The sequence below is a fragment of the Nocardioides anomalus genome, from assembly GCF_011046535.1.
In the GTDB taxonomy this organism is placed as follows: domain Bacteria; phylum Actinomycetota; class Actinomycetes; order Propionibacteriales; family Nocardioidaceae; genus Nocardioides; species Nocardioides anomalus.
Genome location: NZ_CP049257.1, coordinates 1,046,316 through 1,065,720 on the forward strand (window position 1 = coordinate 1,046,316; position 19,405 = coordinate 1,065,720).

The 19,405-nt window shown below is 75.2% G+C and carries 19 protein-coding genes; 8 read left to right on the forward strand and 11 right to left on the reverse strand.

The features are described 5' to 3' along the window. Window positions 1-3: 3 nt before the first annotated feature. Entirely contained in the window at window positions 4-624 is a 621-nt protein-coding gene (locus tag G5V58_RS05420) for an SRPBCC family protein (protein ID WP_165229488.1), read from the reverse strand. A 10-nt stretch (window positions 625-634) separates the two neighbouring features. Between G5V58_RS05420 and G5V58_RS05425 the strand changes: the two genes are divergently transcribed. Together G5V58_RS05425 and cimA are read left to right on the forward strand one after the other, a co-directional pair. Further along, window positions 635-2,422 (forward strand): serine/threonine-protein kinase, encoded by a 1,788-nt coding sequence (locus tag G5V58_RS05425; RefSeq protein WP_165229492.1) that lies wholly within the window; start codon window positions 635-637, stop codon window positions 2,420-2,422. A 137-nt stretch (window positions 2,423-2,559) separates the two neighbouring features. Further along, window positions 2,560-4,140: a citramalate synthase gene (gene cimA / locus G5V58_RS05430; RefSeq protein WP_165229495.1), complete on the forward strand. Its 1,581-nt coding sequence runs from the start codon at window positions 2,560-2,562 to the stop codon at window positions 4,138-4,140. On the opposite strand, the gene G5V58_RS05435 is transcribed toward cimA, so the two are convergent. Next, window positions 4,128-4,730, reverse strand: coding sequence for a TetR/AcrR family transcriptional regulator (locus G5V58_RS05435; protein ID WP_165229498.1), 603 nt, complete (start codon window positions 4,728-4,730; stop codon window positions 4,128-4,130). The two genes, cimA and G5V58_RS05435, sit on opposite strands and share 13 nt — an antisense overlap. A 1,079-nt stretch (window positions 4,731-5,809) precedes the next feature. Between G5V58_RS05435 and G5V58_RS05440 the strand changes: the two genes are divergently transcribed. Genes G5V58_RS05440 through G5V58_RS05455 form a run of 4 tightly spaced genes read left to right on the forward strand, consistent with a single transcriptional unit; the run spans window position 5,810 to window position 9,879 of the window. Further along, the gene (locus tag G5V58_RS05440; RefSeq protein ID WP_165229501.1) at window positions 5,810-7,243 is read left to right on the forward strand and encodes an amidase; all 1,434 of its coding nucleotides are present in this window, start codon (window positions 5,810-5,812) and stop codon (window positions 7,241-7,243) included. A gap of 50 nt (window positions 7,244-7,293) precedes the next feature. Then, window positions 7,294-8,691, forward strand: a complete 1,398-nt coding sequence (locus tag G5V58_RS05445; protein ID WP_165229504.1) for a hypothetical protein — start codon at window positions 7,294-7,296, stop codon at window positions 8,689-8,691. A gap of 41 nt (window positions 8,692-8,732) precedes the next feature. Further along, window positions 8,733-9,491, forward strand: a complete 759-nt coding sequence (locus G5V58_RS05450) for a MerR family transcriptional regulator (RefSeq protein WP_165229507.1) — start codon at window positions 8,733-8,735, stop codon at window positions 9,489-9,491. Between the two features lies 1 nt (window position 9,492). Further along, entirely contained in the window at window positions 9,493-9,879 is a 387-nt protein-coding gene (locus G5V58_RS05455; RefSeq protein WP_165229510.1) for a VOC family protein, read from the forward strand. Here G5V58_RS05455 and G5V58_RS05460 read toward each other — a convergent pair. Next, on the reverse strand, window positions 9,860-10,588 hold the full coding sequence (locus tag G5V58_RS05460) for a hypothetical protein (protein ID WP_165229513.1): 729 nt from the start codon (window positions 10,586-10,588) through the stop codon (window positions 9,860-9,862). The genes G5V58_RS05455 and G5V58_RS05460 overlap by 20 nt on opposite strands. Window positions 10,589-10,726: 138 nt before the next feature. Between G5V58_RS05460 and G5V58_RS05465 the strand changes: the two genes are divergently transcribed. Continuing rightward, the gene (locus tag G5V58_RS05465; protein ID WP_165229516.1) at window positions 10,727-11,398 is read left to right on the forward strand and encodes a hypothetical protein; all 672 of its coding nucleotides are present in this window, start codon (window positions 10,727-10,729) and stop codon (window positions 11,396-11,398) included. Between the two features lie 6 nt (window positions 11,399-11,404). Here the strand turns inward: G5V58_RS05465 and bioD are convergent, their stop codons facing one another. Genes bioD through G5V58_RS05495 form a run of 6 tightly spaced genes read right to left on the reverse strand, consistent with a single transcriptional unit; the run spans window position 11,405 to window position 17,183 of the window. Beyond that, a complete protein-coding gene (gene bioD / locus G5V58_RS05470) occupies window positions 11,405-12,040 on the reverse strand; it encodes a dethiobiotin synthase (protein WP_165229519.1) in 636 nt (211 codons plus the stop codon). After that, a complete protein-coding gene (locus G5V58_RS05475) occupies window positions 12,037-13,158 on the reverse strand; it encodes an 8-amino-7-oxononanoate synthase (protein ID WP_165229522.1) in 1,122 nt (373 codons plus the stop codon). Before G5V58_RS05475 ends, bioD begins: the two co-directional genes overlap by 4 nt. Then, entirely contained in the window at window positions 13,155-14,447 is a 1,293-nt protein-coding gene (locus G5V58_RS05480; protein WP_165229525.1) for an adenosylmethionine--8-amino-7-oxononanoate transaminase, read from the reverse strand. The genes G5V58_RS05475 and G5V58_RS05480 overlap by 4 nt, the downstream gene beginning before the upstream one ends. Continuing rightward, window positions 14,440-15,504, reverse strand: a complete 1,065-nt coding sequence (gene bioB / locus G5V58_RS05485) for a biotin synthase BioB (protein WP_165229528.1) — start codon at window positions 15,502-15,504, stop codon at window positions 14,440-14,442. The genes G5V58_RS05480 and bioB overlap by 8 nt, the downstream gene beginning before the upstream one ends. Before the next feature lie 45 nt (window positions 15,505-15,549). After that, a complete protein-coding gene (locus tag G5V58_RS05490; RefSeq protein WP_165229531.1) occupies window positions 15,550-16,581 on the reverse strand; it encodes a hypothetical protein in 1,032 nt (343 codons plus the stop codon). Beyond that, entirely contained in the window at window positions 16,578-17,183 is a 606-nt protein-coding gene (locus G5V58_RS05495; protein WP_165229534.1) for a pentapeptide repeat-containing protein, read from the reverse strand. The genes G5V58_RS05490 and G5V58_RS05495 overlap by 4 nt, the downstream gene beginning before the upstream one ends. A gap of 158 nt (window positions 17,184-17,341) precedes the next feature. Between G5V58_RS05495 and G5V58_RS05500 the strand changes: the two genes are divergently transcribed. Next, the gene (locus G5V58_RS05500) at window positions 17,342-18,100 is read left to right on the forward strand and encodes a hypothetical protein (protein WP_165229537.1); all 759 of its coding nucleotides are present in this window, start codon (window positions 17,342-17,344) and stop codon (window positions 18,098-18,100) included. Here G5V58_RS05500 and G5V58_RS05505 read toward each other — a convergent pair. Together G5V58_RS05505 and G5V58_RS05510 are read right to left on the reverse strand one after the other, a co-directional pair. Next, window positions 18,097-18,537: a barstar family protein gene (locus G5V58_RS05505; RefSeq protein WP_165229540.1), complete on the reverse strand. Its 441-nt coding sequence runs from the start codon at window positions 18,535-18,537 to the stop codon at window positions 18,097-18,099. The two genes, G5V58_RS05500 and G5V58_RS05505, sit on opposite strands and share 4 nt — an antisense overlap. Continuing rightward, the gene (locus tag G5V58_RS05510; RefSeq protein WP_165229543.1) at window positions 18,534-19,367 is read right to left on the reverse strand and encodes a 3-methyladenine DNA glycosylase; all 834 of its coding nucleotides are present in this window, start codon (window positions 19,365-19,367) and stop codon (window positions 18,534-18,536) included. The genes G5V58_RS05505 and G5V58_RS05510 overlap by 4 nt, the downstream gene beginning before the upstream one ends. Window positions 19,368-19,405: the final 38 nt, after the last annotated feature.

Here is a 19,405-nt window from a genome sequence, read left to right on the forward strand (position 1 = left end):
GGCTCAGCCCTCGGGTGCCTGGGTGTCCTCGGGTGCGCCGGTGTACGCCGCCACGCAGCGCGCCGCGCTGGCGCGGGCCCACGCGGGGTCGGCGCCGCCGGCGACCGCGGCCTCGCCCCACGCCTCGCCCAGCCGGGCCATGAGCGCGGACAGGTCGGGCAGGTCGGCCGGGTCCGGGCGCGGCGCCGACGGGTCGGCCAGGTGCAGCTCGAGGCCCCACATCCCGAGCTCCCACCCGATGCCCACCGCGCCGGGGCCGAACTGCTCCCAGTGCTCGGGCGGGCTGGGCAGGTGGTGGCGCAGCTCGAGCCGGGTGCCGTCCCCGGCCTCGGTCAGGGTGACGTCGAGGGTGCTCACGTGCCCACCGAACTCCCAGGTCGCCGCGAAGGAGCGCGGCGGGTCGCAGGCGGTGATCTCGCCGCCGGCGTTGCCCTCGACCTGGTAGCGCCCGCCGAGCCTCAGCTCGCCGCTCACCGGGGCGAGCCAGCGGGCGATGCGCTCGGGCTCGGTCACCGCCGACCAGACCTCGGCCGGGCTCGCGGCGTACTCCCGGACGAGGCGGAGCTCGGTGCCCTCCGCCTCCCGGGTCGTGGCGGTCAGCAGGCGGTTGATATCAACGTCCATTGATACGACGATGCCGGACGAGGTCGCGCCCGTCAACCGGGAACCCGCGGCCCTGCCGTTTAGTCTGATGGGCGTGACCAGCACGCCGCGGACCCCGGCGCGCGGCGTACCGGCCGCGTCCTACGCACCGCCGGCGACCGCGGCCGCGCCGACCGTGGGCGGGTACACGCTGCTGGCCAAGATCGGCGAGGGCGGCATGGGCGTCGTGCACCTGGCCCGGCGTACCGACGGCCCCCGGGTGGCGCTCAAGGTGCTGCGGCCGGCGGTGGTCGGCGACGACGAGGCGCGGCGCCGGCTGGCCCGTGAGGTCAGCTCGCTGCGGCGCATCAAGAGCAAGTGGGTCGCCGAGATCCTCGACGCTGACCCGTGGGCGCCGGTGCCGTACGTCGCGACGCGCTACGTCCCCGGCCTGTCGCTGCACGACCACGTGCACGAGGAGGGGCCGATCACCGGCAAGGACCTCACGTGGTTCGCGGCCTGCCTGGCCGAGGGCGTGGCGTCCGTGCACGCGGTCGGTGTGCTGCACCGCGACGTGAAGCCGTCCAACGTGCTGATGGAGGGCCGGACCCCGATCCTCATCGACTTCGGGCTCGCGCGCGTGGCCGACGACCCGAAGCTGACCCACACCGGGTGGCTGCTCGGGACGCCGGGCTACCTCGCGCCGGAGATCCTGTACGGCGACGACGCCACCACCGCCTCCGACGTGCACTCGTGGGCGGCGACCGTGGCCTTCGCGGCGACGGCCAAGCCGCCCTTCGGTCGCGGCCCCTCGATGGCGATCATGGACCGCGTCCGCCGGGGCGAGCACGACCTGTCCGGCATCCCCGAGCCGTTGCGCCAGCTGCTCACCGAGGCGCTCGACCCCGACCCGGTCCGCCGGCCCGAGCTGCCCGCCATCCTGGGCTGGCTGCGGCCGCAGGTGGTCGCGCTGCAGCGGCCGGCCACGCCCGTGCCGCCCCCTCCGCCGGCCGCCGCCGACCGGCTCACGCTGCCCTACGCCGCCGCGCAGGCCGGCGCCGACGTCACCCCGACCGACCGGATGGGGCCGTCCGCGCCGGCCGTCGGGCCCGCGCCCGCCGCCGCCGCTGGCGCCGCGCCGGCCGTGGCTCCGCGGACACCCGCCGGGGTCACGCGCCCCCTCACCGAGCACCAGACCGTGCTCGAGCGGCAGGGACCGCCGACCGGACGACCCGTGCTCCCCGTCGTACCCGTCCAGGGCCAGGCCCCGCTCGCCGAGCGGACCCGGCGCGCGACGCTGCTCGGCGTCCTCGCGCTGCTGTGCGGCGGCGTGGTGGCGGCGTACCCGTGGCTCGGGTCCGGGTTCCTGCTCCTGGCCGTGTGGGTGCTGCGCTCGGGCTCGCAGGCGGCCAGCCACGCCGGGGAGCGGCGGCGGCTGCGGGGGCGGCGGTGGTACGACGGCGCGCTGCTCGTCCTGCGCTCGCCGTGGGAGCTGATCCGGTCGCTGCCGGTGACCGTGATGCTCCAGCTGTGGAGCGCCGGGCTGGCGGTGGCGGCGGCGCTGCTGTGCTACGCGTTCGTGGCCGGGGAGAGCATCACGCTGTTCGTGTGCGGGACGGTGTTCGCGGCGTCGGTGTGGACCGGGCCGGGCGGCTTCCGGGTGCGCTCGCCGCTGGCCCGGGTGGTCCACCCGGTCGCCCGCGGCTGGAAGCCGTGGCTGGCCGTCACGTTCGTGCTGCTGGTCCTGGCCACGTCGCTCGGCGCGCTGGCCCAGGCCCGCGGCTCGTCGTGGGCGCCGGCCCAGGACCGTCCGCTGGCCGGACGTTCGACCACCCGCTGAGCGCGCGGCGTGGCACACTGCCTGCTGTGAGCCACCGCAGCACCCGCATCATCATCGCCTAGCGCGTCGACACCCTCGACGCGCCACCTCTCGTACTCCGAGAGGTTTTTTGTGCCCGCACACCCGAAAGAGAACCGATGGACCTGCACGGCGACTTCCACGTCTACGACACCACCCTGCGCGACGGCGCGCAGCAGGAGGGGCTCAACCTCTCGGTCGCCGACAAGCTCACCATCGCCCGGCAGCTCGACGGGCTCGGGGTGGGCTACATCGAGGGCGGCTGGCCGGGCGCGAACCCCAAGGACACCGAGTTCTTCCGGCGGGCCGCCGCCGAGCTCGACCTCAAGCACGCGCGCCTGACCGCGTTCGGCTCGACCCGCCGGGCCGGCGTACGCGCGGCCGACGACCCGCAGGTCGCCGCCCTGCGCGACAGCGGCGCCTCGGTCGTCACCCTCGTGGCCAAGTCGCACGACCGGCACGTCGACCTCGCCCTGCGCACCACGCTCGAGGAGAACCTCGCGATGGTCCGCGACACCGTCGGTCACCTGCGCGCGGAGGGGCAGGAGGTGTTCCTGGACGCCGAGCACTTCTTCGACGGCTACCGGGCGAACCGCGACTACGCGCTCGAGGTGCTGCGCACGGCGTACGACGCCGGCGCCTCGGTCGTCGCCCTCTGCGACACCAACGGCGGCATGCTCCCGGACTGGGTGTCCGACGTGGTGCACGACGTCATCGACACCACCGGCGTGCGCGTCGGCATCCACGCCCACAACGACAGCGGCTGCGCCGTCGCGAACTCGCTGGCCGCCATCGACGCCGGCGCGACGCACGTGCAGGGCTGCATCAACGGCTACGGGGAGCGCACCGGCAACGCCGACCTCGTCACCGTCGTCGCCAACCTCGAGCTCAAGCTGGCGCGCTCGGTCCTCCCGCCCGGTCTGCTCGGCGACGCCACCCGCATCGCCCACGCCGTCGCCGACGTCACGAACTTCCCGCCCGCCTCGCGCCAGCCGTACGTCGGCTCCTCGGCCTTCGCCCACAAGGCCGGCCTGCACGCCTCGGCGATCAAGGTCGATCCCGACCTCTACCAGCACACCCAGCCCGAGCGCGTCGGCAACGACATGCGGCTGCTCGTCTCCGACATGGCCGGGCGCGCCTCGATCGAGCTCAAGGGTCGCGAGCTGGGCTTCGACCTCTCCTCGTCGCCGTCGCTGCTGGCCTCGGTGACCGCTCGGGTCAAGGAGCTCGAGGCGACGGGCTTCACCTTCGAGGCCGCCGACGCCTCCTTCGAGCTGCTGCTCGAGGAGATGGTGACCGGCGCGCGCCCGACGTACTTCGAGGTCGAGTCCTGGCGCGTCATCACCGAGACCTCGCCGCTCGGCGAGGCGGTCTCCGAGGCGACGGTCAAGCTGCGCGCCTCCGGCGAGCGGCACGTGGTCACCGGCGAGGGCAACGGGCCGGTCAACGCGCTCGACCAGGCGCTGCGCACCGCCATCGGGCAGGCGTTCCCGGAGGTCGTGAAGTTCGAGCTCATCGACTACAAGGTGCGCATCCTCGACCAGGGCCACGGCACCGACGCCATCACCCGCGTGCTCATCGAGACCTCCGACGGCGAGTCCTCGTGGGTGACCGTCGGTGTCGGCCACAACGTCATCGAGGCGTCGTGGGGCGCCCTGGTCGACGGGCTGACGTACGGCCTGCGCCGTCAGGGCGTCTGAGTCACGCGCCGCGCGAGGTCGACCCACGCGGCGTAGATCCGCTCGACGCTGATCCCCTCGACGCGCACCTGCTGCTCGAGGATCGGCACCTCCAGCGGCGCCAGCAGCGCCGTGCTCAGCAGGGCGACGTCGCCCTCGGTGCCGAGCTCGTTCATCAGGTGGCGCACGTGCATAGCGACGAACGAGTACGCGGCGTACGACCGCGTCCCTGCCCGCCCCGCCGCCCGGATGAGGTCGGCCGTGAGCAGGTTGAGCTCGAGGCGGCTGCGGCCGAACGCCTCCAGCCTCTGCATCGGCTCCGCCCCCGGGCCGAGCGGCGGCGGGCCGGAGATCACGCGCGCCTGCCACTCGGTCTCGCTGTGGTCGAGCAGCGCCGCCATCAGGCCCTCGCGCGAGCCGAAGCGCCGGAAGACCGTGCCCTTGCCGACGCCGGCCTTGGCGGCCACCGCGTCCATGGTCACGTTCTCGACGCTGCAGCTGCCCTCGACCAGCTCCTCCGCCGCCCGCAGCAACGCCTCGCGGTTGCGCGCCGCGTCGCGGCGCTCCGGTGGCGGCGCGTCCACGAGGGGGAGGAGCGTGCGGTCGGTCATGGTGGGGCCACTGTAGGAGTCGGTGCCTCGCAGTGCTGGTGCGTCGACCTGGGCGGGTCGTGGCAAGCGGCGCGGGGCGCGGTGAGCCTTGCCATCTCCGCCGGGCACCACCGCCGGGCACCACCGCCGGGCACCGCCGCCGGGCACCGCCGCCGGGCACCGCCGCCGGGCACCACCGCCGGGCACCACCGCCGGGCACCGCCGCCGGGCACCGCCGCCGGGCACCGCCGCCGGGCACCGCCGCCGGGCACCGCCGCCGGGCACCGCCGCCGGGCACCGCCGCCGGGCACCGCCGCCGGGCACCGCCGCCGGGCACCGCCGCCGGGCACCGCCGCCGGGCACCGCCGCCGGGCACCGCCGCCGGGCACCGCCGCCGGGCACCGCCGCCGGGCACCGCCGGCGCGCACCGCCGCCGAGCAGCCCAGCCGGGCATCGCCGCCGGGCATCGCCGCCGGGCATCGCCGCCGAGCGGGCGGGCGGGCACTGGAGCCGAGCAGCCCAGCCGGGCACCGCCGGCGCGCACCGCCGCCGAGCAGCCCAGCCGGGCACTGCCGGCGGGCACTGCCGGCGGCCGGGGCACGGCGGCCGGGGCCTCGCCGTCGGGGACGGCTGTCGGGGCCCTTGCCGTCGGGGACCGCCGTCGGGGACTTCCGCCGTCGAGCAGAGGCGACGGCGAGCAGAGGCGACGGCGAGCAGAAGTGCCGGCGAGCAGAGGCGACGACGAGCAGAGGCGACGGCGACCAGAGGCGCCGACGAGCAGAGCCGCCGGCCCGTGGTGCAAGTGGCGCCCTCGCGTGCCCGACCGCCGTGACCTACCGCCCTCGGACCGCCGCTGGGCGCGGTGGGTGCGGTGGGTGCGGTGGGCGTTGTGGGCACGGCAACGCGCTGGCGACGGACCTCCTGGTGCACCCGGGCAACCCCACCACCGGCACGAGCTCGGCGCGCGATGGCCCGCGATGGACTCTCGCGTCGACGGCGGTGCGGGCAGACCTCTCCTTTCCCCTCCCGAGCCCACCCGCCACCACCACCTCCGTGCCCTGCTGGGGGCAGGGTCGTGTCGCTCGCGTTAGTTTCGGGTCGTGGGCGAGCTGCACGACCTGTCGGCGCTCGAGCAGGGGGTGCTCGTGCGTGGGGGTGAGGTGTCGCCGCGGGAGCTGGTGACGCACTACCTGGAGCGGGCGCACCGGGTGGACGACGACCCGGGGACGACGGTGGGGGCGTTCGTGACGCTCACCGACGAGCTGGCCCTGGGGCGGGCGGCGGCGCTGGAGGAGTCCGCGCGGGCGGTCGACCCCGACGCGCCGCGGTCGCCCTTGTGGGGCGTGCCGACGGCGATCAAGGACCTCAACCTCACGGCGGGCGTGCGGACGACGTTCGGGTCGCCGGTGTACGCGGACTTCGTGCCCGAGGTGTCCGACGGCGTGGTGCTGGCGCTCGAGGCCGCGGGGATGGTCAGCCTGGGCAAGACGGCGACGCCGGAGTTCGGGTCGCCGTGCTACACCGAGCCCGAGGGGCGGCCGGCGGCGGTGACGCCGTGGGACCGGAGCCGGATGGCCGGCGGGTCGTCCGGCGGGGCCGCGGCGGCGGTCGCGGCGGGGCTGGTCCCGGTGGCGCAGGGCTCGGACGGCGGCGGCTCCATCCGGATCCCGGCGTCGTGCTGCGGGCTGTTCGGCCTCAAGCCCACGCGTGGGCGGATCAGCGGGTTCCCGATGTACGGCGACCCGGTGGGTTTGGCGACGGCGGGCTCGCTCGCCCGGACCGTGCGCGACGCGGCGGCGATGCTGGACGAGCTCGCCGGTCGTCGGGCTGGGGATCCGTTCTGGGCACCACCTCCGGTCGGGACGTTCCTCGCGGCGTGCGACCGCGATCCCGGCCATCTTCGCGTCGCCCGCTTCGTCGAGCCCGTCATCGCCGACGTGGCTGTGGACGAGGCTTGCCTGGCGGCGGTTGTGGAGACTTCGCGGCTCCTGGAGGACCTGGGGCACGAGGTGGTGGACGTCGAGGTGCCGCTGCCGCGCGAGGCGGTGGCGGAGTTCGAGACCTGCTGGTCGGTGCTGACCGCGCTGAGCCCGGTGGAGCCCGAGCAGGAGCACCTGCTCCGTCCGTTGACCAGGTGGCTGAGCGAGCGGGGGAGGCGGGTGAGCGGCCCGGAGTTCGGCGCGGCGATCGGCGCGGTCCGCAGGTTCGCGGCCGAGGCCCTGACCGCGCTCGCGCCGTACGACGCCGTCCTCACCCCGACCCTCGCCGCACCGCCGCTGGCGGTCGGGGCGATCAGGGACGACGACGACCCGCAGGGGGACTTCGAGGCGCAGAAGCGGTTCACGCCGTGGACCAGCGCGTGGAACGTCACCGGGATGCCCGCCGCGAGCCTGCCCCTGGGCTGGACCAGTGCCGGCCTGCCGGTCGGCGTCATGCTCGCCGCGCGCCCGGCCGAGGAGGAGCTCCTGCTCAGCCTGTGCGCGCAGCTCGAGGCGGCGCGACCGTGGCGCGAGCGGACCCCGCCGGGCTGGTGAGCGGGCGCGTCAGGGTTTCGCGGGGGAGGCGCAGAGGGGACAACCCGCACATGCCAGGACCGCACCGGGGGCCCAGCGACGACGCGCTCACCAACGCGGCGATCTCGGCCGCGATGGCCGAGGACCGCCTCTACGGGGACAGCCCCGCGACCGGCTACAAGGACGGCAACACCGCGATCGTGCACTCCGACGGCGTGCTGCGCTGGGCCGACGGCAGCCCCTACGACCCGCCGTTCGACTACTCGGCCACGTGGGACTCCTGGCGCGGCGCCATCGCCGACCTGAAGTCGCCGTGGGAGGACCGGCCCGCGGCCGGCGACTTCTACGACCAGGTCCAGGCGCTGCGCAAGGCCGCCGAGTTGCTCCGTCCCGGCCCGGTCACGCAGGGCGAGGACACCAGCACCCAGGTGCAGGCCGGTGGCAAGCTGCACGAAGCGATCAACACCATCATGGGCGACCTCGCCGGGATGGACAGCAACACCATCCGGACCTTCCGGGCGGGGTACGCCGACCGGCTGGAGACGATCAACGCCGGCCAGTTCGGCCTGACCTACGTCCTCGGCCAGTGCGTCGCGGCGGAGTCGGAGGTCTGGGCGCGCGCCGGGGCGGACTACCTCGCGATCCTCGGGCAGGGCACCCAGGCGTTCCTCGGAGCCCGCGACTACCAGACCTACGGCGGCGGCGGGGGCGGCGACATGTCCACCGAGCTCACCGTGGCCGGGGCGATCCTGTCCGGGATCGGCATCTTCGCGACCGGCGGCCTCTCCACGGTCGTCGGCATCGGCTCCCTGGGCGTCGGGCTGCTCAAGGACTTCGCGCCGAAGGGCAGCGCCAAGAAGCCCAAGATCGGCGGGGGCAGCGCCAACGCCGTCCTCAAGTCCCTGCAGAAGGCCCTCGACGACCTGCGCGACGAGATCGCCGAGCAGGAGCAGGCCATCGCCAAGTGCCTGAACAAGAACCTCGGGGTCCTCCACCACAAGGCCGACCAGTTCGACCTCAAGTCACCCGGGATGTTCAAGCAGAAGCAGCCGCACCCGGTCAGCATCAAGGTGGACCAGGGCCGGATGCGCTTCTGCGGGACCAAGACCTGCGTGCGCGTCGCCAAGGGCTTCAAGCAGGCGGCGGCCGGCGTCCAGTCCGCGGCCGGCGCCGGACCGTGGACCCGTCCGGCGTACTTCGGCGCCAGCACCGGCCCCTACCCGGCGTTCGCCGACCTCCTCGCCGGCGTGGAGTACGCCGCGGCCAACACCGCCTACGAGATCACCACCGCGGGCCACCTGCTGGCCGCCTCGGCCGACTACTACGACGAGGCCGAGAACAGCGCGGAGAAGGCGCTGAAGAAGATCCACAAGCTCCTCGACCACTACGAGGACGGCTACCCGGTCAAGCCGGACTACGACCGCCCGCCGCCCACGCGCGGCGGCCGGATGGCCGTGCACGCGGAGTGACGCTTGCTCCTCACCCCACGTGAGGTCCTAGCGTCGCGGCCATGGCGTTCACCATCGGCGAGGTCGCAGCACGCACGGGCCTGACCCAGCGCTCGTTGCGCTACTACGAGGAGCTCGGGTTGCTCGAGCCGCGGCGCAGCGACGGCGGCCGCCGGGAGTACGACGGCGCGGCGCTCGACCGGCTCTACCGCATCCGCCTCCAGCGCTCCCTCGGTACGCCGGTCGCGGAGGTCGACGCCGACGCCGACCTGCTCACCGCCGCGCGCCGGCACCTGCGTGAGCTCGACGACGTGCTGGCCGACACCGCCCGCCAGCGCGAGCGGGTCCGGACCGTGGAGGCGAGGCTGCTGCGCGGCGAGCAGCCGCACCCGAGCGAGCTGCTCGACCTGCTGGCCGGGCTGGGGGACGGCGACGAGCCGTTCGCCGTGCGCCGCCTGACCCTGCTGGTCTACCGCGACGTGCTGGCCGCGCACGCGTTCCTCGTCGAGGTGTTCGGCTTCGCGCCCGGACCGGCGAGCGAGGAGCACGCCGAGGTCTTCGTCGGCGACGGCGTGGTGTGGCTGCACCACGAGTCGCTCGACTACGGCCTCCTCAGTCCGGTCACGTCCGGCAGCGCCAGCCACTGCATGGCGGTCGACGTCGACGACGTCGAGGCGCACCACGCGCGGACCAGCGCCGCGGGCGCCGAGATCGCCTACCCGCCGACGACCATGCCCTACGGCGTGCGCGAGTACGCCGCGCGCGACCGCGAGGGCGGGCTCTGGTCCTTCATGCAACCCCTGCCGGACGAGGAGGAGTGAGATGAGCGAGCTGACGCCGTACCTCTGCGTGCGCGACAGCCGCGCGGCCATCGCGTGGTACCAGCAGGCGCTGGGCGCCACCGTCGTCCACGAGCCGATCGTCATGGACGACGGCCGGGTGGGGCACTGCGAGCTGGCCGTCGCCGGCGCGCGCTGGATGCTGTCGGACGAGTTCGAGACCGCGGGCGTGGCCGCGCCGGACCCCACCAGCGGCGCCAGCGTGAGCCTGCACCTCACGGTCACCGACTGCGACGCGGTGGCCCGGCGCGTGCAGGAGCACGGAGTCACGCTCGACCGGGGGCCCGAGGACAGCCCGCCGGCCGGCCGGGTCGCGGTGTTCCGCGACCCGTTCGGTCACCGGTGGTTCCTCAACCAGCCGGCAAGGTGATGGTCGCGGCGGCCACGAGCCCGCCGGAGGCGCCGGAGAGGCCGATCGAGACGACCAGCGTCCGGCCGGAGTCGGCGACGGTCACCGAGGACGGCGGGGCGTCGGGCCAGAAGTAGTACTGGGCGTCGTCGTGGTCCGCGAACTCCAGCACCCAGTCGAGGTACTCCACGCCCGCGCCGGCCGCCTCGCGCTGCTGCGCGATCGCGGTCAGGTCGTAGGTGCCGTCGCCGTGGTAGCCGGGGAGCTGGAAGCCCCAGTGCGTCAGGTGCAGCCCACCGACCTCCGGGCGCGCGGTGTCCTCGGCGAACAGCTCGAACCACACGAGCGGCTGGTCGGCGTACGGGTCGGCCGGGTCGGCGTCACCCGGCTCCTCGTCGTGCCAGGCGTAGTGGAGCCGACCCGACCAAGACCCGCTGGTGTGCCCGGACAGCGAGAGCTGCACCGACGCCAGCGGCAACGCGGCGATCTCGTCGCGGCGCTCGTCGACCTCGGCCTGCGCCCGGGCCGTGCGCCGGGCCTCCTGCTCGTCGGCCAGCTGCCCGAGCTTCGGGAAGGCCGCGCGGACCAGCGACTCGCCCAGGTCCGACTTCGCCTGCGCCGACGCGGCGTCGGCCGAGGCCGCGGCGTCGGCGCGCTTGTCGCCGTCGGCGGTCAACAGCTCGGTCGCCCGCGACGTCGCCCACTTCTTCAGGCTGTCTGAGAACCCCACGTCGTCTCCGTCCCTCCATCGGCTCCGTGCCGCCGAGCACGCTACGACGTCGCGGGTCCCGGGTGCCACGGGCAGATGTCCCGTCCCGGTAGGCTTGCGCAGTCCTAGACCGGAGTGGGGGGTCAAGTCGTGCCTAGGGTGCTGTCAAAGATCGCGCTCGCGCTGACCGTGGGGGTCACCGCGACGCTGTTCGCCTACGCCGCCCCGGCGGCCCACGCCGTCGACTTCGTGGCCGTCGGCCACAGCCCCACCACGGGGACGCCCGTGCCGGGCGCGTACGTCACCGCCGACCTCGGCACGTGGAGCGAGCCGCCGGAGTCCTACGAGTTCCAGTGGCTGCGCGACGGCGTGGCCGTCCCGGGTGCGACCGCGCAGGACTACCTCGTGCAGCCCGCCGACGTCGGCCACCAGCTGGCGCCGCACGTCGTCGGCCACCGCGGCTCGGACTCCGCCTCCTTCACCGGTACGCCGGTCGCGGTGCGCAAGATCGGCGCGCAGGTCAGCCTGGACGTCCGTCGGGTCCACCCGCGCCCGGACAAGCGCCGCCTGGTCTGGGCGGCGATCGGCACGGTGGCCCTCGAGCGGCCCTCGGCCACCGACGGCAGCACGATCACGGCGTACAAGAAGAAGGACGGACACCTCAAGCCGCTCGGCACAGGCGTGGTGACGCGCGGCTTCGCCGTGGTCCGGCTGCCCTGGAAGCGGGCGCCGCACGGGCGCACCAAGGTCATGCTCTGCTACGGCGGCACCGACGTCGTGGCCAGCACGTGCTCGCCGGTCGACGTGGTCCGGCGACCCTCGAGCCGCTGAGGGCCGCTAGGCGAACCACCCCGGCGCCGCGGCCACGAACGCCTCGCGGTCCAGCGCACCGGCGCCCTCGGGCAGCACGGCCAGCAGTGGCGCGATCCGGGTCAGGTCCTCCCGGTTGCACCGCTCGGCCAGCCCCGGCTCGTCCGGCCAGGAGCCGACGACCAGCCCGCGCACCGCGACGCCGCGGTCGCGCAGCGCGTTGACCGTCAGCTCGGTGTGGTTGAGCGTGCCGAGCCCGGCGGCGACCACCACGACGACCTCGGCGCGGACCAGGGCGGCCAGGTCGAGCAGCGTCCCGCCCTCGGCGTCGAGGCGCACCAGCAGCCCGCCGGCGCCCTCGACGAGCACGGTCTCGGCCTCGACGGTGCGCAGGCGCTCGGCGTACTGCGCCACGGTGGGGATCGTGACCCCCGCGCGCCGCGCCGCGGTGTCGGGCGCGAGCGGCTCGGGGAGGACGGTCCACTCCTGGGTGGGTACGCCGGTCAGCCGCTCGATCTCGCGGGCGTCGGAGTCGCCGTCCGCGCCACCGGTCTGCGCCGGCTTCACGACCACGCACCCGGGCGTGGTCGCGGCCAGCGCGGCCGTGGCCACGGTCTTGCCCACGCCGGTCGAGGTGCCGGTGACGACGACGTAGCGCGTCACCCGTGCTCCTTGACCACCGCGATGAGCACGTCGACCGCGCGGTCCCAGTCGGCCCCGGGCACGCCCGCGCCCACCGTGACCCGCAGCCGCGAGATGCCGTCGGGCACCGACGGCGGTCGGAAGCAGCCCACCGTCACGCCCTGCGCGAGCGCGGCGGCCTGGGCCGCGACGGCGGCCCGCGGCGAGGGCATCGGGACGGAGAGGACCGCCCCGGCCGAGGGTGGCACGCCGAGCGCCGCGGCCAGGTCGGCCATCCGGTCGCGCACCGTGTCGGCCAGCTCGGGCCGGGCCCGCACCTGGCGCAGCGCCTCCAGCGCCGCCCCGGCCGCCGGCGGCGCCAGCCCGGTGTCGTAGATGAACGGCCGCGCCCGGTTGACGAGGTGCTCGACGACCGCGTCCGGACCGAGGACCGCCCCGCCCTGCGAGCCCAGCGCCTTGGAGAGCGTCGCGGTGACCAGGACGTGGGGGAGCCCGGCCAGCCCGAGTGAGGCCACCACGCCGGCGCCGCGGACGCCGAGCCCGTGCGCCTCGTCGACGACCAGCAGCGCGTCGTGCTCGGCCACCACCGCGGCCAGCGCGGGGAGCGGCGCCTCGTCGCCGAGCACGGAGTAGACCGACTCGACCAGGACCAGCGCCCGCCGGTCGCCGGCGCGGTCCAGTGCCGCGGCCACCGCATCGACGTCGTTGTGCGGGACCACCTCGAGCGCGGCGCGCGAGAGCCGCACGGCGTCGACCATCGAGGCGTGCACGTGGGCGTCGGAGACCACCAGGGCGTCGCGGCCCCCGAGGGCGGCGACCGCGGCCAGGTTGGCGTGGTAGCCGGTCGAGAACACCAGCCCGGCCGGCTGCCCGGCGTACGCCGCGAGCTCGCGCTCGAGCTGGGCGTGCAGCTCGAGGGTGCCGGTGACGAGGCGGGACGCGCCGGCGCCCGCGCCCCAGCGCTGGGCGGCCGCGGCCGCGGCCGCGACGACCGCGGGGTCGCGGGACAGCCCGAGGTAGTCGTTGCCGGCCAGGTCGGTGGTCGCGCCCTCGGCCGGTCGTGGCCGCAGGGTGCGCCGCAGCCCCGCGGCCTCGCGGGACGCGGCCTCGGCGGCCAGCCAGTCGGCCCAGCGGCTCACGCGACCGCCGCCGCTCGGGTGATGGCCGCGCAGATGCGCGCGACGTCCTCGTCGGGCGTCACGTAGGGCGGCATCGTGTAGATCAGGTCGCGGAACGGGCGCAGCCACACGCCCTCCTCCGCCGCCTCGTCGGCCGCCCTGGCCACATCGACGGGGTGGTCGAGCTGCACCACCCCGACCGCGCCGATCGTGCGCACGTCGGCGACGCCGGGCGCGTCGCGGAGCGGGTGCAGCGCCTGGAGGCCGGAGCCCACGCGGGCCACGTTCGCCGCCCAGTCCGAGCTCTCGAGCAGGTCGAGCGAGGCCAGCGCCACGGCGCAGGCCAACGGGTTGCCCATGTAGGTCGGACCGTGCATGAGCACGCCGGACTCCGAGGCCGACAGGCCGCGTGCGACCTCGCCGGTGCAGAGCACCGCGGCCAGCGTGAGGTAGCCGCCGGTCAGCGCCTTGCCCACGCACAGCACGTCGGGCGCCACGCCGGCGGCCTCCGCGGCGAAGAACGTCCCCGTCCGGCCGAAGCCCGTGGCGATCTCGTCGAAGACCAGCACCAGGCCGTGCTCGTCGGCCACCTCTCGCACCACCCGCAGGCAGGCGGCGTCGTAGACGTGCATGCCGCCCGCGCCCTGGAGCAGCGGCTCCACGATGATCCCCGCCAGCTCCCCGGCGTGGTGGGCGGCCAGCGCCCGGAACGACCCGGCCCACGACGCGACGTCGCCACCGGGTCGGGGCGGCTGCGGCGCGAAGAGCTGCTGGGGCAGCACGTCGGCGAACATCGAGTGCATCCCGCCCACCGGGTCGCACACGCTCATGCAGCCGAAGGTGTCGCCGTGGTAGCCGCCCCGCACGGTCAGCATCCGCGTGCGCTCGGGCCGGCCCACGCCCCGCTGGTGCTGCAGCACCATCTTGAGCGCGACCTCCACCGAGACCGAGCCGGAGTCGGCCAGGAAGACGTGCTCGAGCCCCTCGGGCGTCAGCGAGACCAGCCGCTCGGCCAGGCGTACGGCGGGCGCGTGCGTCAGCCCGCCGAACATCACGTGGGCCATGTCGTCGAGCTGGGCGCGCAGGGCGGCGTCGAGCTGCGGCACGGCGTACCCGTGCACCGCGGCCCACCACGACGACATGCCGTCGACCAGGTCGGTGCCGTCCGCGAGGTGGAGCCGGACGCCGGAGGCCGAGGTGACCAGCCGCACCGGGGTGGGTGCGGTCATGGACGTGTAGGGGTGCCAGACGTGCTCGCGGTCGTAGGCGAGCAGCTCCTCGGAGGAGCGGGTCACGCCCCGGTCAGGCATTGGGCGCGAGCGCCGTGCCCGCCCCGCGGCGCCGCTTGGCCGGGTCGCGCCGGGCCACGTCGGAGACGTCCTCGGGCGAGCCGAGGACCACGAAGCCGTGGTCGCGGATCAGCTCGAGGTCGGCCTCGGCGGCCTGACCCTCGGAGGTGAGGTAGTCGCCGAGGAACAGCGAGTTCGCGACCTGCAGCGCCAGGCCCTGCAGCGAGCGCAGGTGCATCTCGCGGCCGCCGGCGATCCGGATCTCGCGGTCCGGGCAGACGAACCGGGCCATGGCCAGGATCCTCACGCACTTCGCGGGCGTGAGGTGCCAGGTGTTCTCGAACGGGGTGCCGTCGAAGGGCATGAGGAAGTTGACCGGGATCGACTCCGAGCCGAGGTCGCGCAGCGCGAACAGCGCCTCGACCAGCTGCTCGTCGCTCTCGCCGAGCCCGGCGATCAGCCCGCTGCACGCCGACAGCCCGGCCGACTGCGCCTTGCCGACGGTGTCCACCCGGTCGGCGTAGGTGTGGGTCTGCACGATCTGGTCGTGGTGGGACTCGGCGGTGTTGATGTTGTGGTTGTAGGCGTCGACGCCGGCCTCGCGCAGCCGCTCGGCCTGGCCCTCCTTGAGCAGCCCGAGGCACGCGCACACCTCGACCTCGGGGTGCTCGGCCTTGATCGTCCCGACCATGTCGGCGACCCGCTCGACGTCCTTGTGCGTCGGCCCGCGGCCGCTGGAGACCATGCAGACCCGCGTCGCGCCGCCCTTGAGCCCGGCCGCGGCCTGCTCGAGGGCCTCCTCGGTGGACAGCCACTTGTACTTGAGGATGTCGGCCGTGGAGCCGAGCGCCTGGCTGCAGTAGTTGCAGTTCTCCGGGCACAGCCCCGACTTGAGGTTGACCAGGTAGTTGACCTTGACGGTGTTGCCGAAGTGCTCGCGGCGCAGCCGGGACGCCGCGGCCACGACGTCCATCAGCTCGTCGTCGTGGGCCCGCAGGACCGCCAGCGCGTCGTCCTCGGTGGCCGGCTTCCCGTCCAGGATCGAGGTGGCCAGCTGGTCGAAGGACGACGCGGTCATGCCAGCAGTATGCCGACCCCGCTCCGCCGCCCGGGAACCCGTCCGTCAGCCGTGCGGCGGCATCTCGCAGCGACCGTGGACGCCGAGCGAGGCGTGGTCGGGCTGCAGGTAGACCTCGACGACCGCGTCCGCCAGCCCTCCGGTGACGTCGAGCGCGACGGCGTCGAGGTACGCCGAGCCGTCGGGGTCGGGCTCCGGGTCGCCCACGTCCAGCCCCGCCGCCGTCAGGGCCGCGGCCGCAGCGGCGGCCTGGTCGGCCACGGCGCCCGGGCCGGGCCCGTCGCGGCTGACGTCCACCCAGCGCATCCAGCCGTCGTACTGCTCGTCGTCCTCGCAGCCGAGGAGACGGGCGCGCGGCGCGGACCACGGGCCGCCGGTCGCGGCGACGAGCTGCCCGACCAGCCGGTCCTGGTCGGCGGTGGTGGCCACGGCCACCCGCCGGGGCGGCGGGTCGTCGAAGGGAGGCAGCCCCCGGTGCTCGAACCACGCGAGGACCCCCACCGTCACCAGACCGGTGATGACCAGGGCTCCGGCCACGCCGAAGAGCCAGGGGTGCCGGTCGCGGAACGGCATCGTGCCCGGAGCGCGCTCCTCGAGCTCACGCGCCGTGAGCGGCTCCGTGCCCACCTCGGCGCCGGCGTGGGCCGCGATGGCGACGAGCGCCTCCTGCGACCAGAAGCCGCCGTTGAGCCGGATCCGCGGGCCGCCGTCGCGGCGGCGCAGCACCAGGAGGGCGAGGGTGCGGCTGACCAGGGGCTGGGAGTACGGCGCGAGCACGCCGACGGTGTCGCCGACCGGGAGCGTCGTGGTCCGCCCCCAGCGCCGGTAGGTCACCTGCCCGGGGCGCAGGTCGATGCTGCTCGTCCGCAGCGTCACCGCGACGTGGCCGAGCGCGCCCAGGACCGCCGCGAGCAGGAGCACCCCGAGGCCCACCACGTCCCCCCGCCCGGACAGGCCGCCGACGGTGGAGACGAGCAGGCCGCCGGCGAGGCTCAGCACGGCGCGGTCGGGGCGGCTGACGAACGCCCGCCAGGTGGCCGCGTCGGGTCGCAGGACCCGAGCGTCCGGTGTGGTCACGCCGGGTCCACCACCGCGCCCGTCAGCTCGGCCAGCAGCACGGCGCCGGCCAGGTCGACCTTCGCGCCGCGCAGCGTCGCCGCGCCGAGGTCGCTGCCGGCCAGCACGGCTCCGCGCAGGTCGGCGTCGCTGAGGTCGGCCTCGCGCAGCTCGCAGCCGCCGAGGTCGGCGCCGGTCCAGGTGGTGCGGACCAGCACCGCGAGGGACAGGTCCGCCTCGCGCAGGTCGACGCCGGCCAGCGACTGGCCGGTGAGGTCCGCCCCGCGCAGGCCGACCCCGCGCCACTGGCCGCCGCGCACCGTCAACGGCTTGAGCGTGCAGCGCTCGAACGTCGAGCCGGTCAGCTTGCAGCCGTCGAGGGTGACGTCGAAGAGGCTCGTGCCGCTGAACGTGCACCCGACGAACGCCGTGGCCTCGTGCACGGAGGCGTTGAGGCGGCACCGCTCGAAGGTGCAGCCCTCGAAGACCGCGCCGCTCGTGCGGGCCTCGGTGAGGTCGACCTCGACGAACCGGGTGCCGGCGTACCGCACCGCGCCGAGGTCCTCGCCGTACCAGTCCTCGCCGCGGACCTCGGCCACCGGCTCGGACGTCGGCTCAGGCATCGAACGACCCCTCGGTGCGCCAGGGCCACCCGTCCTCGCGGGTCAGGAGGTCGTTCTCGACCAGGGAGCGGCGCGGGGCCGCGTGGTGCGCCGCGCTCACGACGCGGCCGGCCCGTGCGCTGCCATGTCCGTGACTCTCACACAGGCATGATGACGCCGTGAGGTCTCTCGGCGTGCTCGCGACGGCCCTCGTCCTCGCCCTCAGCGGGTGCAGCGGCGACGAGGAGCCCGAGAAGGGTCCCGACCTGCCGACGCAGAACGAGCTGACGGCGTACTTCGGGGCGGTGGCGTCCTACGACACCGACGCGCTCGCGGCCGCGGCCGAGGTCGCGCGGGACGGCTCTCCGGCGCAGGCCTACCTCGGCTACCTGGGCGACTACGCCGCCTCCGCCGATGCGGCCGGGCAGCCGGTGGCCGGCTCCGAGGTCAAGGCCGTCGACGGCGGCTTCACGGCCTGCGGCGGGACCGGCAAGCCCGACGAGTGCGTGACCTGGTCCGACCTGGAGGGCGAGGACGGCGCGCTGACGGACTTCACGGTCAACGACGTCGCGCTCGACGACTCCCTCGTCGACCTGGGCGACCAGGCGCCGGTCGCGGCCGAGGGGCTCTACGAGGTGCAGCCCGACTTCGCCTACCGCTCGCCACAGAGCGGCACCCTCTTCGTCACGGTGACCGTCACCGCCGGGGACGTGCCGGTCTCGCCGGAGCCCGGGGTCTACATCGAGCAGGACCAGATCCTCAACGGCACCAGGACCCGCGCGCCCGCGACGGTCGAGGCCGGCGCCAGCACGCCGGTCGTCCTGGCCTTCCCCCACGCCGAGAAGGCCGGCCTCGACGGGCAGGTCACCTTCGACCTGGGCCTGGCCGGTCAGGGCACGCAGTCGATCGGCTTCGGTCTCGCGACGAGCGCCGGCTAGGGCCCGTCGAAGTCCGGGCCGTCGCCGAGCGCGAACACCTCGAGCCACAGCGTCGGGCGGCCCTGCTCGGACCACCGGTGCTCGAACGCCGCGGTGAGCAGCGCCCAGCCGACCTCGACGCCGGTGGCCGGCGCGGCCGCGTCGAGGTGGCTCCACACCACGGCCACCCGCTCGTCGGCGTGCTCGCTGACGAAGCCGAAGAAGCAGTCGTGGAACGCGTCCCACCCCGCGCCGTACCAGTCCGGGAAGGCGAGCAGCCGCCCCAGCTCGGCGTGCGCGGCTGCCCGCGAGGTGAGGAGCCGGCCGTCGAGGTCCAAGCGTCGGAAGCCCTCCCGGTCGAGGTACGCCGCCAGCGCCGGCTCGGTGTCCGAGCGCATCCGCCACAGCGGACCCGAGCGCAGCCAGGGGAACGCGCCGCGCACGTGCGGGCGGCTCACGCCGCCGCCAGCAGCCGCGCGCACTCCTCGACCAGCCGCGCCCGCAGCGGCGCGCCCCGCTCGGCGAAGCCGCGCTGCGCCTCGGCGTACTCCCGCTTGCCCTCGGCCGTCTCGATCCGCACCGGCTCGTAGCCGAGCGCGGTCAGGTCGTACGGCGCCGCGCGCATGTCGAGCACCCGGATGTCGCGGGCGAGCTCGAAGCAGTCCGCGACCAGCTCGGCGGGCACCAGCGGCGCCAGCCGGAACGCGTGCTTGTAGAGGTCCATGCCGGCGTGCAGGCAGCCCGGCTGCTCGTGCGCCGGGCGGTCGTGCGCAGCGGGGGAGAGGGCGTTGAGCGGGCGCGCGGCCGGGGTGAAGAAGCGGTAGGCGTCGAAGTGCGAGCACGCGACCCGGTGGCCGTCGACGACCGCGTCGGTTCCGGCGCCGCCCAGGCGCAGGGGGTACGCCGCGTGCCGGACCTCCTCGGCCGAGGCGCGGTAGACCATCGCCCATTCGTGCAGCCCGAAGCACCCGAGGTTCGCCGGCCGGCCGGCCGTGGCCACGAGCAGCGCGTGCGTCCCGGCGACGAGGTCGTGCCGGGCGCGGACGTCCTCGGTCGTCGGCGTGTCCGGACCCCCCTCCAGCGCCACGCCGTACCCCGGCGACCAGCGGCGCAGCTGGGCCGGCCTAAAGGAGTAGTAGGTGAACAGGAAGTCGTGGACCGGGTGCTTCCCACCCGTCCCGCGCCGGGCCAGGTGCTCGGCGACGAGCGCGTCGACGCGGTCCTCGTGCGCCGCCGCGCGGGCGCGCCAGACCGCCTCGGGAAGGCTCCTCAGCTCCAGGACCGGCACCGGCCCAGGATAGGGAGCAACCGGCAGGGCGCCCGCAC

Coding starts and splice junctions, on each gene's coding strand:
- G5V58_RS05420 (WP_165229488.1), bottom strand. CDS start 624: ATGGACGTTGATATCAACCGCCTGCTGACCGCCACGACCCGGGAGGCG.
- G5V58_RS05425 (WP_165229492.1), top strand. CDS start 635: ATGCCGGACGAGGTCGCGCCCGTCAACCGGGAACCCGCGGCCCTGCCG.
- cimA (WP_165229495.1), top strand. CDS start 2,560: ATGGACCTGCACGGCGACTTCCACGTCTACGACACCACCCTGCGCGAC.
- G5V58_RS05435 (WP_165229498.1), bottom strand. CDS start 4,730: ATGACCGACCGCACGCTCCTCCCCCTCGTGGACGCGCCGCCACCGGAG.
- G5V58_RS05445 (WP_165229504.1), top strand. CDS start 7,294: ATGCCAGGACCGCACCGGGGGCCCAGCGACGACGCGCTCACCAACGCG.
- G5V58_RS05450 (WP_165229507.1), top strand. CDS start 8,733: ATGGCGTTCACCATCGGCGAGGTCGCAGCACGCACGGGCCTGACCCAG.
- G5V58_RS05455 (WP_165229510.1), top strand. CDS start 9,493: ATGAGCGAGCTGACGCCGTACCTCTGCGTGCGCGACAGCCGCGCGGCC.
- G5V58_RS05480 (WP_165229525.1), bottom strand. CDS start 14,447: ATGCCTGACCGGGGCGTGACCCGCTCCTCCGAGGAGCTGCTCGCCTAC.
- bioB (WP_165229528.1), bottom strand. CDS start 15,504: ATGACCGCGTCGTCCTTCGACCAGCTGGCCACCTCGATCCTGGACGGG.
- G5V58_RS05495 (WP_165229534.1), bottom strand. CDS start 17,183: ATGCCTGAGCCGACGTCCGAGCCGGTGGCCGAGGTCCGCGGCGAGGAC.